Origin of the sequence: Paraburkholderia sp. 22099 (assembly GCF_052045835.1) — a bacterium.
Classification (GTDB): Bacteria; Pseudomonadota; Gammaproteobacteria; order Burkholderiales; family Burkholderiaceae; genus Paraburkholderia; species Paraburkholderia terricola.
Map to the genome: position 1 here is coordinate 41919 of NZ_JBQEPU010000031.1, position 13595 is coordinate 55513.

General features: G+C 64.7%; 12 protein-coding genes. 3 read left to right on the top strand and 9 right to left on the bottom strand.

Annotated features, from left to right (window positions below):
* The first annotated feature begins 25 nt into the window (after window positions 1-25).
* Genes nikC through ACTJLC_RS25140 form a run of 3 tightly spaced genes read left to right on the top strand, consistent with a single transcriptional unit; the run spans window position 26 to window position 2600 of the window.
* Entirely contained in the window at window positions 26-940 is a 915-nt protein-coding gene (gene nikC / locus ACTJLC_RS25130; RefSeq protein ID WP_310133486.1) for a nickel transporter permease, read from the top strand.
* 2 nt (window positions 941-942) lie between these two features.
* A complete protein-coding gene (locus ACTJLC_RS25135) occupies window positions 943-1821 on the top strand; it encodes an ABC transporter ATP-binding protein (protein WP_310133489.1) in 879 nt (292 codons plus the stop codon).
* A complete protein-coding gene (locus tag ACTJLC_RS25140; protein WP_310133492.1) occupies window positions 1818-2600 on the top strand; it encodes an ABC transporter ATP-binding protein in 783 nt (260 codons plus the stop codon). The genes ACTJLC_RS25135 and ACTJLC_RS25140 overlap by 4 nt, the downstream gene beginning before the upstream one ends.
* Before the next feature lie 55 nt (window positions 2601-2655).
* On the opposite strand, the gene ACTJLC_RS25145 is transcribed toward ACTJLC_RS25140, so the two are convergent.
* The 9 genes from ACTJLC_RS25145 to ACTJLC_RS25185 all read right to left on the bottom strand — a co-directional run bounded on the left by ACTJLC_RS25145 (window position 2656) and on the right by ACTJLC_RS25185 (window position 13585).
* Window positions 2656-3324 (bottom strand): DUF2182 domain-containing protein, encoded by a 669-nt coding sequence (locus ACTJLC_RS25145; protein WP_440845541.1) that lies wholly within the window; start codon window positions 3322-3324, stop codon window positions 2656-2658.
* 124 nt (window positions 3325-3448) lie between these two features.
* Complete coding sequence (locus ACTJLC_RS25150; protein WP_310133499.1) at window positions 3449-4051, bottom strand: DUF1326 domain-containing protein; 603 nt, start codon at window positions 4049-4051, stop codon at window positions 3449-3451.
* Between the two features lie 307 nt (window positions 4052-4358).
* Entirely contained in the window at window positions 4359-4670 is a 312-nt protein-coding gene (locus ACTJLC_RS25155) for a hypothetical protein (RefSeq protein WP_310133502.1), read from the bottom strand.
* On the bottom strand, window positions 4667-5041 hold the full coding sequence (locus ACTJLC_RS25160) for a hypothetical protein (protein WP_310133504.1): 375 nt from the start codon (window positions 5039-5041) through the stop codon (window positions 4667-4669). Before ACTJLC_RS25160 ends, ACTJLC_RS25155 begins: the two co-directional genes overlap by 4 nt.
* Window positions 5038-6258, bottom strand: coding sequence for an NRAMP family divalent metal transporter (locus ACTJLC_RS25165; RefSeq protein ID WP_310133507.1), 1221 nt, complete (start codon window positions 6256-6258; stop codon window positions 5038-5040). Before ACTJLC_RS25165 ends, ACTJLC_RS25160 begins: the two co-directional genes overlap by 4 nt.
* Window positions 6259-6357: 99 nt before the next feature.
* Window positions 6358-7635 (bottom strand): NAD(P)/FAD-dependent oxidoreductase, encoded by a 1278-nt coding sequence (locus ACTJLC_RS25170; RefSeq protein WP_440845544.1) that lies wholly within the window; start codon window positions 7633-7635, stop codon window positions 6358-6360.
* A 98-nt stretch (window positions 7636-7733) separates the two neighbouring features.
* Entirely contained in the window at window positions 7734-9305 is a 1572-nt protein-coding gene (locus ACTJLC_RS25175; protein ID WP_310133513.1) for an ABC transporter substrate-binding protein, read from the bottom strand.
* Between the two features lie 201 nt (window positions 9306-9506).
* Window positions 9507-11522 carry a hydantoinase B/oxoprolinase family protein gene (locus ACTJLC_RS25180; protein ID WP_310133516.1) on the bottom strand — a complete coding sequence of 672 codons (2016 nt, stop codon included), beginning with the start codon at window positions 11520-11522 and terminating at the stop codon, window positions 9507-9509.
* Window positions 11523-11545: 23 nt separating this feature from the next.
* The gene (locus tag ACTJLC_RS25185; protein WP_310133519.1) at window positions 11546-13585 is read right to left on the bottom strand and encodes a hydantoinase/oxoprolinase family protein; all 2040 of its coding nucleotides are present in this window, start codon (window positions 13583-13585) and stop codon (window positions 11546-11548) included.
* Between the last annotated feature and the right edge of the window lie 10 nt (window positions 13586-13595).

Here is a 13595-nt window from a genome sequence, read left to right on the forward strand (position 1 = left end):
CGACGATTCAACGCAGGACTGGCCGATGAACGCCCCGCCCCGACGCTGGAAAGCCTGGCTGCTGAGCGACACGCCAGGCTCGCGCAAACAGGCCGCGCTCGGGCTCGCGTACCGGCGCTGGCGGCGTTTCGCCGGCAATCCGCTGTCGGTGTTCGGCCTCGCGATCCTGACGCTGCTGATCGTCGTCGCGGCGCTGGGACCGCTGCTCGCGCCGCACGATCCGCTGCAACAGGTGCTGGCCGACCGTCTGCTGCCGCCGGGTTCCGCATCGCATTGGCTCGGCACCGATCAACTCGGCCGCGATATTCTTTCGCGCCTGATCGACGGCTCGCGTCTCACGCTGTCGATCGCCATTCTCGTGGTCGTGATCGTGGTGCCGGTCGGCCTGGCGGTGGGGACCACGGCGGGCTTCTTCGGCGGCTGGATCGATAACGTGCTGATGCGCATCACCGACATCGCCCTCGCCTTTCCGAAGATCGTGCTGGCGCTCGCCTTCGCCGCCGCGCTCGGCCCCGGCGTCATCAATGCGGTGATCGCGATTTCGATTACCGCGTGGCCCGCCTATGCGCGGCTCGCGCGCGCCGAGACGCTGCGCATCGTGCAGGCGGATTTCATGCACGTCGCGCGTTTGCAGGGCGCCTCGCGCCCGCGCTTGCTGCTGCGCTACGTGGTGCCGCTGTGCTCGTCGTCGGTGATCGTGCGCGCGACGCTCGACATGGCCGGCATCATCCTGACGGTCGCCGGCCTCGGCTTTCTCGGCCTGGGCGCGCAGCCGCCCAGCCCGGAATGGGGCTTCATGGTGGCGTCGGGGCGCAACGTGCTGCTCGACGCCTGGTGGGTCGCGACGATTCCCGGCTTCGCCATTCTGCTCGTGAGCCTGTCGTTCAACCTGCTCGGCGACGGCTTGCGCGACGTGTTCGACCCGCGCCACGGAGGATGAAAATGAACGCCGATACCAAGCGGGCTCTGTGCGAAATCGACGATCTGCGCGTCGGCTTTCGCGGCCACGACGGCAGCTTGACCGAAGCCGTGCGCGGCCTTTCGCTCACCGTCAATAAAGGCGAACGGCTCGGCATCGTCGGCGAATCGGGTTCGGGCAAATCGCTGACCGGGCGCGCGTTGCTCGGCTTGCTGCCGGCCGCCGCGCAATGCACGGCGAAAACGCTGCGCTTCGACGGCCAGGACCTGCTCGCCATGCCGCCGGGCAAACGGCGCCGCCTGTGCGGCCAGCAGATGGGCATGATCCTGCAGGACCCGAAATATTCGCTCAATCCGGTCATGACCGTGGCGCAGCAGATGCGCGAGGCGTTCGCACTGCACGATCCCAAACTGGGCCGCAAGGCGATGCGCGAGAAGATCGTCGCAGCGCTCGCCGCCGTGCATATCCGCAACCCCGAACGGGTCGCGGATGCGTACCCGCACGAACTGTCCGGCGGCATGGGCCAACGCGTGATGATCGCGATGATGGTTTCCTCGGGACCGCGATTGCTCGTCGCCGACGAACCCACGAGTGCGCTCGACGTGCTGGTCTCCGTGCAGGTGCTCGGCATTCTCGATGAAATGATCGCGAAGCACGACACCGGCCTGATCCTGATCAGCCACGACTTGCCGCTGGTGATGTCGTTCTGCGACCGCGTCGTGGTGATGTACGCGGGACGCGTGGTCGAAACCTGCGCGGCGCGCGATCTGGCGCAGGCGCGGCATCCCTATACGCGCGGCCTGCTGGCCGCCAACCCGCCGCTTATCGACCCGCCGGACGAATTGCCCGTGCTCGCGCGCGATCCGGCATGGCTCACGCAATCCACCGGAGCTGCGGCATGATCGACGTTCAGCAGGCGCAAATCCGCTTCAAGACGAAAACCGGCTATTTCGACGCCGTGAAGGACGCCAGTTTTCAGGTCGGCGAGGGCGAGGTATTCGGCCTTGTCGGTGAATCCGGCTCCGGCAAGTCGACCGTCTTGAGGGCGCTGTCGGGACTCACGCCGTTGGCCGGCGGCCGCATGCGGGTCGGGCGGCATGTCTTGGGCGAGAAGATCGACCGCTCGTTCCGGCGTGACGTGCAAATGGTGTTTCAGGACCCGTACGCGTCGCTGCACCCGCGCTTCACCGTTGATCAGACGCTGCGCGAGCCGCTGGCGATCAACGGCATCGACCGTCAGGAAGAACGGATCGCGCAAGCCTTGCTCGAAGTCGGGCTCGGGCCCGCGTTCCGCTTTCGTTATCCGCATCAGCTTTCGGGCGGCCAGCGTCAGCGTGTGGCGATCGCGCGTGCGCTGATCGTCGAACCGCGCGTGCTGCTGCTCGACGAACCCACCTCCGCGCTCGACGTTTCCGTGCAGGCGGAAATTCTCAATCTGCTGCAGCGCCTGCATCGTGAACGCAGGCCGACCATGGTGCTGGTCAGCCACAACCTCGCGGTGGTCGGCTTTCTCTGTCAACGCGTCGCGGTGATGCGCAACGGCGAGATCGTCGAGGAGCGCGCGATCGGGCAGATTCGCGCGCAGCAGGTCGAGCACGACTACACGCGCAGCTTGTTGCTCGCCACTGATGGGTATCGGCGCCAGGCGGTTGAAGTCATCGGCGTGGATGCGGCTTTGTAGGTTCGCGGTTTGGGGGCATGAGGAGACCGTTCACCGGGCTGCTAGTGTCGCGACCTCACCCCGTCGTTGCCACCGCGACGCCCCAGCCAACCAGCAGCAAGCCCTCCGCAAACGGAAGCCATCGCGCTTGCGGCAGCATTTTTTCGAGCATCACGTAGATCGACAAAGCGGCAACCCAGAGCACGTTCATGACGCCGAACACGAAGAGCAACGCCATCAGTGCGCCGCAACAGCCGACGCAATACGCCCCATGTCGGAACCCCATGATCCAGGCACCGGCGCTGCCGTCGCGCCATTCGTTCAGAAGAAAACCGAGCGGCGAAGCACACTTGCTAAGGCACGCGTGCTTTAAGGGTGTGAGTTGGAAGACGCCGGCAATGATCAGCAACGCGCCCGCAAGCAGCGGGGTTGCGCTCACCATCATCGGTGTAACGAGACGGGCTTCCAGCAGGCCCCACTGCGCGAGCGTCGCCAACAGGCTGAAGCCGGACCACACGGCCAGGTAGCCGAGAACAAATACGCTCGTGTGCGCATACGGCAGTCGTTGCGCACGCCGCTGACGGCTCAGGAACGCGAAACTCAAAACCATCGGCACGATTGACGGGAGCATCATGGCCGCCATCATGATGGCCCACATCGCCAGCACCAGCAGCAGATCGATGGCGCCCCAGTCCGTCATGCGCGGCATGATGACCATGGCGGCGCCCGCGTCCATGTGCTCCATGCCCCAACTCATGTTGAGCAGGTAAATCCACGCGAGCGTCGCGGCGGCCGCGAGTCCCGACAGAACGATCACGCGGTCGCGCACCGGGAGCCGTCGCGTCGCGAAGCCACTGTCGAAACCTCGCTCAGCCATGGTAGGCGAACGGAGAATAGAAGCCGTTCCGATCCGAGATCTCTCTGGAAAAACCGTGGTCGGTAAAGCGAAAGCGCGTCGATTTCCCGATCACCGCCGCAAATCCGGGGACTGGGGTCAGCGGGTGATTGCTGATGGTGACGTCGCCTCCGTCCTGCCCGGACAGCGCTTCGATTTCCATGTCCGCGACATCGGGTATGCGAAGGCTGCGACGTTTTCCGTCGAGTTGATAGTCGATCGCGACCGGTTTGACGCCCATGACTTCGCCAATCATCGGGCCCAGCGCGGAAAGCGGCCCGCCAGCTTGACCGGAGAAGATCTGACCCAACGCCTCTTGTTGCTTCGGCGTCCCGCGTTCGTCGAGATAAAGCGCCACCCGCCACTTGTTTTGCAGCATGTGACCCGGCGAATACGCAAAGAGCGCGATGTTGAGTCCGTCCAGCGTCACGCCGGCGAACTCGCCTTGATCGACGTGCCAACCGATCAGCGCCGCGCAGTCTCCATCCGACGGCGGGCCGAGACAAACGCAACTGCACGGGGCGTAGCAGTTGCAGCTCTCGAAATACGTACCGGCAACCTTCCAGCTCTCGGCCATGGCGCTCACCTCCGTCGTTGGGATACGGGCACAGGGCGTTCGCGTTTACGGAATTCAGGCATGGCGCGTTTGCGCCCGTCAGTGGCGATTGCGGACGCCGAACCCGGCGAGCGAATCCATTCAAGTCTAGGTCAAAATGGCCGGGGGGCGTTCGCTTTTGCGATGGGTAGCTCGTCCCTTCACGGCGGTGACGAAGCAACAACCGGGCGCGCTCACGCGTTCGGATCGCTCGGATCGCTCACGCTGCTGTTCGGCGTCCGGGCCAACGGCTGCCGCCTCACGACAGAGCCGGCACAAGCTGTCTCCTTCACGAAAAGCGGTTCAACTCGGTTTCATCACACAACAGCCGCGGATGCCGCGGGTCCGCGATGTCGATCTGGTGCCACGCGATCCGATGACTCCGGGAGCGGCGCCTGTGCAGCATCGCTTCACGCAGCAGCCGCGGCAGCAGCCCCACGGCGAGGCGCTCGAGCAGCGCATCCGAACCCATGTGAAATTCGCTGATCACCCATGCGTCCGCATCACGTATGACGTGAATCGCTTCGACATGTCCGAGCGGCCTGCCGTCTCGCGACAGCACACGCCGGCCGAGCAAAAGATCGACGTTGACCTGCGTCATTGCAGCCACCTGGGAAGGCGCTCGACGACGTGCTCGCGCAGCCAGCGCTGCCAATCGTCGAGGGGCGTGTCGTTTATGTCGATGTCGATGTCGACCTCGATGTCGACCTCCATGAGGCGGATACGGCTCCACGCAATCCGATACGGCTCGGCATGGCGTGCGCCGCCGATCTTCGCGGCGAGCCGCGCGACCCACCGCGCGGTGCGCTCGCCGACGCGCCGCGCGATCGCTACCGAGCCGATCTCGATCGCAATCACTTCCGGCGGCCGGCCGGGGCGCAGTTCCGCGACGATGCCGTCGACCCGGCCCATCCTGACGGAGTGGCGGTCCACCACCTGCTTGTCGAGCACGTCCCGCACGATGTCCATCATGCGCCTCCCAATACCTGTAACGGCAGCGCGACGATCGCCAGCACGAAGGCGAGCACGATGATCGCGACGACCACCGTATTGGAAATCGCGCCGTTGCGGTGGCGTCCCACATAGCCCTCGTCGTTCATCAGCACCAGAAACGGAACGACGGTGAGCGGCAGGCTTACCGCTGTCAGCGCCATCGAGAACACGGTCAGTTTGAGCGGGTCGACGCCCGCGGCGATCGGGATCGCACTGATCGCGAGCGCGCACGTGTAGACGAGGCAGAACCCCGGATCGTCCCGGGGCTTGCGGTTTTCGCCCCAGTTCCAGCCGAAGCCCTGTGCAAATAAATACGCCTGCTCCAGCGCAATCTGCAAGATGGCGCCTAAGCACGCGAACGCGAGCGACGCGATGAACAGCACGAAGCCCCAGAAGCCGAAGACCGCGACCAGCAGCAGCGGCAGTTGGTGGTAGTCGTCGACGCGCGTGATGCCGTGTGCGGAAAACACATACGCCGCGGCAACCAGCACGGCCAGCGAAATACAGCCGCCGAAGGTCATGCCCAAAGTGGCGATCGCGCGGTTCGCGCCGAGATAGCCTGAGTCCCACTGATCTTCGACCGCGCCGGACGAATAGAACAGGAACAGCGACGGCGTGATCGACGCGCCGAGGATGCTGACGACGATGAACCAGTAGTTCGCCCGATCATGATGCGGCACGCTGGGCAGCACGCCTGCCGCCACCTGATGCCAGTCCGGTTTGAGCGTGACCGCCGCGGCGACGAAGCTCAACGTGACGAGGCCGAGCAGCGACACGCCTTTTTCGATCAGCCCGAAGGTGCCTCGCCACAGCGTGAACCACGCCAGCAGCGCGACGGGCAGCGCCCACCACGGGTGCTTCAGCCCAGTGGCCATCTCGAGCGCAACACTGACGCCGCCGATTTCCGCCGACAGCACCAGCGTGTTCACGATCAGCACCGCGACGAACGGCAACAGGAAGAACTTGATGCCGAAGCGGTCGCGAATGCCCGCGGCGATCGTATGCTGGCTCACCGCGGCAAAGCGGCCCGCCATCTCGGTCAGAAAGATGATGCACAGCGTGCCGACGACAATCGGCCAGACCAGTTGCAAGCCGAACGCCGCCCCGCCCTGCGCCGCGGTCGACAGCGATCCCATCTCCAGAAAGCCGCCCACGCTCGTGACGACGCCAAGGGAGATTTCGAATATTTTTTTCATCCCATCCGGCTCCGTCTGAAGACACCCGTGCCTTAGCATCGTTCGTTCCTGCTCGCCGCGAGCGTCGATGCAAGGTGGTATCTTCCCGCGCATTTCACGTCAATGCAGCATGTCCTGGATCCGGTAGTACGCACCGACGAGCGGCAGCATCCAGCGGCGTGCGGCATGGGCCGGCACCGGCGGCCAGGGCAGCGCGCGCCACGGGTTCGCAGCGGGCGAACCGGACATCACGTCCGCCATCACGCGCCCCATATGCGTGGACATCTGCACGCCGTGCCCGCTGTAGCCCATCGAGTAGTAGAGCCCGTCATGCTGTCCGGCGCGCGGCAGCCGGTCGACGGTCATGTCGACGAGACCGCCCCAGCAATAGTCGACCCGCGTTGCAGCCAGTTCTGGAAAGTACTTCGCAAGGTTGGCCTGCAGCACACGGCCGCTCTTCGCATCCGAGCGCCGGTCCGACATCGCGAATCTGGCCCGCCCGCCCCACAGCAGCCGGTTATCCGGCGTCACACGAAAGTAGTTGCCGATGTTCAGCGAGGTCACATAGTTGCGCCGCCGAGGGAAGAGCGCGTCCAGTTGCCGCGTGGAAAGCGGCTCTGTCACCACGATGAAACTGCCGACGGGCGCCATCCGTTGCTGGAACCATTGCAGCGGCCCTTGCCGCGACGGTCCTGTCGCCACCAGCACCTTGTCGGCCAGAATCACGCCGCGTGCGGATGTGACCTCGAAGCGGCCGCCGTCGATGCGCTTCATCTGCGTCACGGCCGCATGCTGGAAGATGCGGGCCCCATGACGCGCCGCGGCCTGGGCGAGCCCCACGCCGAACTTGCCCATGTGCATCTGCGCGCCATTGCGTTGCAGCAGTCCGCCATGGAAACTTTCTGAACCGACTTCGCTGCGCACTCGTGCCGGCTCGATCAGTTCGATATCCTGGTCGACTTCACGATGCAACACTTCATAGGTCCGCGCGAGCTTGTCGAAGTGCTTCGGCTTCACCGCGAGTTTGAGCTTGCCGCAACGCACGAAATCGCAGTCGATCCGATGCTGCGTCACGATCGATTCGACCGTCCGCACCGCGCTTTCGTACGCGCGATAAAACGCGCGAGCCTGTTCGAGCCCGACGCTCCCCGCGAGCGACGCAAAGTCCTGCGCCACGCCGGTGTTGCACTGCCCGCCGTTTCGCCCCGATGCCTGGCCCGCGATCCGCCCCGCCTCGAGCACGGTGACCGACACGCCGCGCGTGGCAAGTTCGAGCGCGGCCGATAGGCCCGTAAAGCCGCCTCCGATCACGACCACATCACTGCGCCCTTCCACGGGACCGTCGGCGCCGTCCTTGAATTCGGGAGCCGTGTCCAGCCAGTACGAATCTAGCTTCATTGAATTTTCGATTGAATGCCACGACGCAGACCGCCTCGCCAGCGAGGCCTTCGCAGCGAGCCGGTCACCGGAACGATCAGCAACCTGAACGGCCTACTTCAAGCCGACCACCACGCATATTCGGCGAACGAAAAGCCCATCATCGCGCCGGTCGGAATCGAGCCAAGCCCCTTGAGGCGCTTGTCGTTCGCATCGAGCAGACTGATGAACGACGGGATGCCGATACCGCCCTCGTCCGTCACGAGCGCCTGCATTTCGCCGTACATCTGCTTGCGCTTCGCGTCGTCGGTCTCGGCGCGCGCGCTCACGAGCAGTTGATCGAACTTCGGATCCTTCCACGCCGACTCGTTCCACGGCGCGTCGGATTCGAAGAACTGCGTGAACAGCACGTCCGCGCTCGGCCGCGGATTGATGCTGCCGAAGCCGAGCGGGTGCTTCATCCAGTGATTCGACCAATAGCCGTCCGCGGGAACGCGGTTCACGCTCAGGTTCACGCCGATCTTCGCGGCCGTTTGCTGGATCAGTTGCGCCATTTCGACGGAGCCGTTCGCGTCCGTGGTGGCGTAGATCGGCGGCAACGTGGTTCCGACCGCGCCGGCCTTCTGCATGTAGAACTTCGCCTTGTCGAGGTCGAACTTGCGTTGCGGCAACGAGGCATTGAAGTACCGATGACCCGGCGGAATCGGCTGATCGTTGCCGATCACCGCATAGCCGAGAAAGACCGCGGAGCGGATCTGCTCGCGATCGAACAGGTACTTCATGCCCTTCACGAAATCAGGGTTGCCCGTGAACGTGTTGTCGCGGCGCATGATCAGGTCGGTATAAAGCCCCGACCGGGTCTCCTTCATTTCGTATCCCGGCGTCGCGGCGATACGGCGTGTCGAGCGCGGGTCGACCGAGTTGATCAGATGAACGTCGCCGGCGAGCAGCGCGCTTACACGCGCCGCGTTGTCGCTGATGCTGATCAGCTCGATCTGATCCAGATACGGCTGCCCCGGCTTCCAGTAGTTGTCGTTGCGCACGCCGATCGTGCCCGCGCCCGGCTTGAAGCTCTTCAGCTTGTAGGGACCGGTGCCGATCGCCTGGTTGAAGTTGCTCGTGCCGTCCTTGACGATCACCAGTTGCGGGGTCGCGAGAATCACCGGCAAGTCGGCGTTCGGCACCTGCAGCGTCAACGTCACTTCGTTCGGTCCACTTGCCGTCACGCTCGTGAACTGATCGGCGAGTGTCTTCACGCGCGAGGCCGTTTGCGGGTCCTTGTGACGCGTCAGCGAATAGACCACGTCGGCCGGCGCAAGCGGCTTGCCGTCGTGAAAGGTCACGCCCTGGCGCAGCTTGATGATCCACGTTTTCGCATCGGTGCTGGAGACCGATTCAGCGAGATTCATGCGCGGCGTCAGGCTTTCGTCAAGCTGCGTGAGGCCGCTGTAAAACATGAAGAAGCGGATGTAGTCGCCGCCGGTCGAGCCCGCTGCCGGATCGAGCGTATCCGATACGGAACCCGCGTCATAGGCGACACGAATGCTGCCGCCTTTCTTCGGAACCTCGGCGGCGAGCGCGCCGGGCGCCGCCGTGAGGAGTCCGCCGCCGGCGGCCATCATGCCGGTTCCGGCCAACATGCGCATCATGTCGCGGCGGCTGATGCCGCGGCTATTCGTTTCGTCGTTCATGTTCAGGGCTCCGCGGATGTAAATGAATCAGGCAACGTTCTCTTGTGAAGTCTCGTCAGCAGCATCGTATGCCGGCACAAAACGCGTAAAGCGCCGACAAAAAAAGGCAGACGGCATAAACAAACTGTTCCGGCGCCGCCAACGCGGCAATTTGCATGGTTGCCGGTTTCGCGCCGACGACCTGCCATGGACCGGGTGCTGTCAGGCGCTAGCCGGCGCCTTCGTATCGAGCAACTGCGGATAGCGTCGCAGCACTTCGTCATACAGTTGCGCGATCACTTGCGGCCCCGGCGCCAAGGTGCCGGCCGTCTCTCTCGCGTCGAGCGCATCGAAGATCTTGTGCTTGAGGAAGTGCCGCCATACGACCGGCGCGCGCGCGAGAATACCGGTCAGAACGTCGTAGCGTTCGCGGGTCCATTTCGCTTCATACGCGTCGCGCTGCGCACCATGGTCGAAGTGACATGCCGGCCGCTGCCGCGCCGCGCTTTGCGCCGCCTCGCGCAGACCCGCGGTCGCCTCCGCATCGACGGCGCCCTCGAGAAGCACCACGCCATACAGATCGCGCGCCTGAGCGACGGACAGATAGCCGCGCCGCACGTCCTCGAGCACCTTCCCTGTATCCCGTTCGTAAGGATGACCATAACCGCCGCCGCCGCACCCTTCGAGACGGATCACGTCGCCGGGACCGCACATCACGAGGTCGGTCACGCCGAGGTCTTCCTCGCTGTCAGTCCCTGGGTTACGGGTGAAGCGCGACACGGCGCCGGCCTTGCCGCCCAACACACCCCACGAGGCAAAGCGCGAACGGTCGCGATTGCGCGCCGTCACGAGCGTGCCCGGCGAGAAGACACGAAACTCCATCACGGTCCCGAGGCCGCCGCGATACTTGCCGGCGCCGGCGCTGCCCGGCACCACGCCATAGCGCGTGATGCGGATCGGCACTTCCGCTTCGTTGATCTCGACCGGCGTATTGCGCAGGAACGCGACATTCGCGCCGGACGCGTCGGAGCCGTCGGCGCACGCCATGCCGCCCGCGCCGCCGCCCACCGGTCCAATCGACGCGATCACCGTGCGGCCGTTACGGTCGACCGTCTTCACGTTCAGGATCGACATGCCGCCGGCCGGACAGGCCGGCAAGCGGTCCGGGCACACCATCGAGAATGCGCCGAACGTGACGTATTGCGCGACTTTCGCGGTCAAACTGCGCATGCCGACCGCGGCCGGCGGCACGCAGTTCATGATCGTGCCTTCGGGCATGATGCAGCGCGCCACTTTCAGCATGCCGGCATTGAGCAGCAGATCGGGATTCAGCGAATACAGCACGTAGTTCAGGCCGACGAGCGCGAGCACATGACGCTCCTTGCCGCCCGTCGGCATGTTCAGCGACGAATTCAACTGCGGATCGCTGCCCGTGAAATCGAACACGAGCGAACCGTCCTTCACCGTCAGCGTCAGCGCGACGCGCAGCGGCTTGCCGTTGACCGAATCCTCGTCGGCGTACTCGGCGAAGAAGTACTCGCGGTCCGGCATGCCGCGCACGATCGTGCGCGCCTGCTCCTCCGAATAGTCGAGCAGCGCGTCCATGCCGGCGCGAAACTGGTCGATGCCGAAGCGCTCGATGATTTCCAGCACACGCCTCTCGCCGGTCATGAGCATGGCGATCTGCGCCTTCAGGTCGCCGCGATTCTGCTCGGGCGCGCGTACATTGATCGCCATGTGTTCGAGCAATGCTTCATCGAGCACGCCCGCGCGGACGATTTTGGTCGGCGCGAAACGAATGCCTTCCTGATAAATCTCGGTGAGCGTGCGCGACAGCGACGCCGGCACCGCGCCGCCCATATCGGTGTTGTGAATGTGCCCGCCGACATGGCAGACGATCTCGCCGCCGAAGAACACCGGTTTCCACATCATCACGTCGGGCGTGTGGGTGGCGACGTAGCCGCTATACGCGTCGTTCGTCATGCAGATGTCGCCCGGCTCGTAGTGATCGATCATGTCGATCACCGCGCCGAAATCGAGCCCCGGATACCAGGTCGCGCCGAGCGTTTTCGGCGATGCGAAAGTCAGGCCGCGCGTGTTCATCAGCGTGCAGGAGAAGTCTTCGGTTTCCTTCACGAACGCCGAATGCGCGGTGCGCACGAGCGTGTACGCCATGCTTTCGGCGGCCGCGACGCAATAGTTCGCGAAGATCTGAAGAACGGATTTATCGAATGTCATCGTGCGTTTCCAGGGTCGGCCAATCAGACCGCTTCGAGAAAAAGGTTGCCGTATTCGTCCACGCGTGCGTCGAAACCGGGCAGCACGCATGTCGTGGTGTCGTCCTGCGCGACGATCGCCGGCCCGGTGAACCGATGTCCCGCGAGCAGCGCGGCGCGCGGGTAAAGCGGCACGCGGCGCCAGGCTCCGTCCAGATAGACGTCGATCTCCGATTCCACGCGCGGCGCGCCCTCGCCCATCGCGATCCGCGGCAGTTCAGGTTTCGGCGTGGGCGCGGTGATGACGAGCCGCAGCGCCACCACCTGAATCGGCGACTTCTCGTCGCTGTGCCCGAAAAGGCGCGCATGTTCGCGATGAAATGCCTGCGCGATCGCTTCGAGATCGCCGCCGGTGAGCGCTTCCATCGCGAGCGGCGTGTCGATTTCGAACGATTGCCCGCGATAGCGCATATCGGCCGATACGACGATCTCGGCGGCGGCGTCGGTGCCCGCCTCGCGAATCACCCATGCGCGGGCGTCGGCTTCGAGGTGTGCGAGGTCCTCTCTCAGCAAGGCGAGCGATGCACGGTCGAGCGGATAGTAGGTGGCTCGAACAAAATCGTTCTTCGTATCGGCGATCAGGCCGCCGAGCGCGCTCAACACGCCCGGCGTGGTCGGCACCAGAAGATTGCGCACATTCAAGGCGCGCGCGAGAAAGCAGCCGAGCATCGGCCCCGCGCCGCCGAACGGCATCAGCGCGAAAGTGCGCGGATCGATCCCGAAGCGCGAACTGAGCCGGCTCACGCCCGCGTACATGCCGGAGATCGAAACCTCGATGATGGCCGCCGCGGTCTGATGGATATCGAGCCCCAGACGCCGCGCGAGCGGTTCGATTGCGCGCCGCGACGCGTGCGCATCCACCTTCACCGCGTTGTAGCCGAGCGCGGCGTTGCCGAGCACGCCGATCACGGCGAACGCGTCGGTGATGGTGGGGCGCGTGCCGCCGCGTCCATAGCAAACCGGTCCTGGGCTCGACCCTGCGCTTTCGGGGCCGACTTTCAACACGCCGAATTCGTCGACCCAGGCAATCGAGCCGCCGCCGTCGCCGACCGACGACACGGACACCGACGGAATATGAATCTGGAATTCGCCGATGTATTCGCCGGTTGCGTACTGCGGTTTGCCGTCCACGATCAGCGCGATATCCGCGGTCGTTCCGCCGATGTCGAGACTCATGCAATCTTTCACGTTGCAGAGCCTGGCGAGATACGCCGCGCCGATCACACCCGACGCGGTGCCGGACAGGATCATCTGCACGCAGTTCTGTTTGCCGTGCTCGGCGCTCATCACGCCGCCATTCGATTTCGTGACCTTGAGGTCCGCCCCGACACCGCTTTCCGTCAGCGCCGCCTGCAACTGCGTCAAGTAGTTCGACACGCGCGGCTGCACATAGCCGCCGATGGTCGCCGTCACCGTTCGCTCGTACTCGCGGATGATCGGCCACACTTCGTGCGAGCACGACACGAAGAAGCCCGGCAGCGCAGCCCCGATAATCGCCTTGACCCGCTGTTCGTGCGCCGGGTTGCGGTATGAGTGAAGCAGCGACACGATCACGCCCTCGCAGCCCGCCGCCTGCATGCCGCGCACGGCGGCGAGCACGCTCTGTTCGTCGATGGGCGTTTCCTCCACGCCGTCCGCGCCGAAACGTCCTATCACGCCGAATACACGGTCGCGCGGAATGAGCGGCGCCGGGCGGCTCGACATCAGATGGTACATATCGGGGATCTTCAAACGCGCGATGTCGAGCACGTCCTCGAAGTGGCGCGTGGTGATGAGCCCCAGCTTCAGCCCGCGGCGCTGCACCACCGCATTCACGCCGACCGTCGTGCCATGCGTGAAATACGTCACCTCGTGCGGCTCGATGCCGTAGCGTTCGCGCAGTCCCTCGACGCCCGCGAGCACTTCGCTGCCTGGGCTGTCAGGACGTGAAAACACCTTTAGCGTGCGAATGGTTCGCGTGGCTTCGTCCAGCACCGCGAAATCGGTGAACGACCCACCGATATCGACTCCGATTCTCAAACCCATTGTCGTGTTC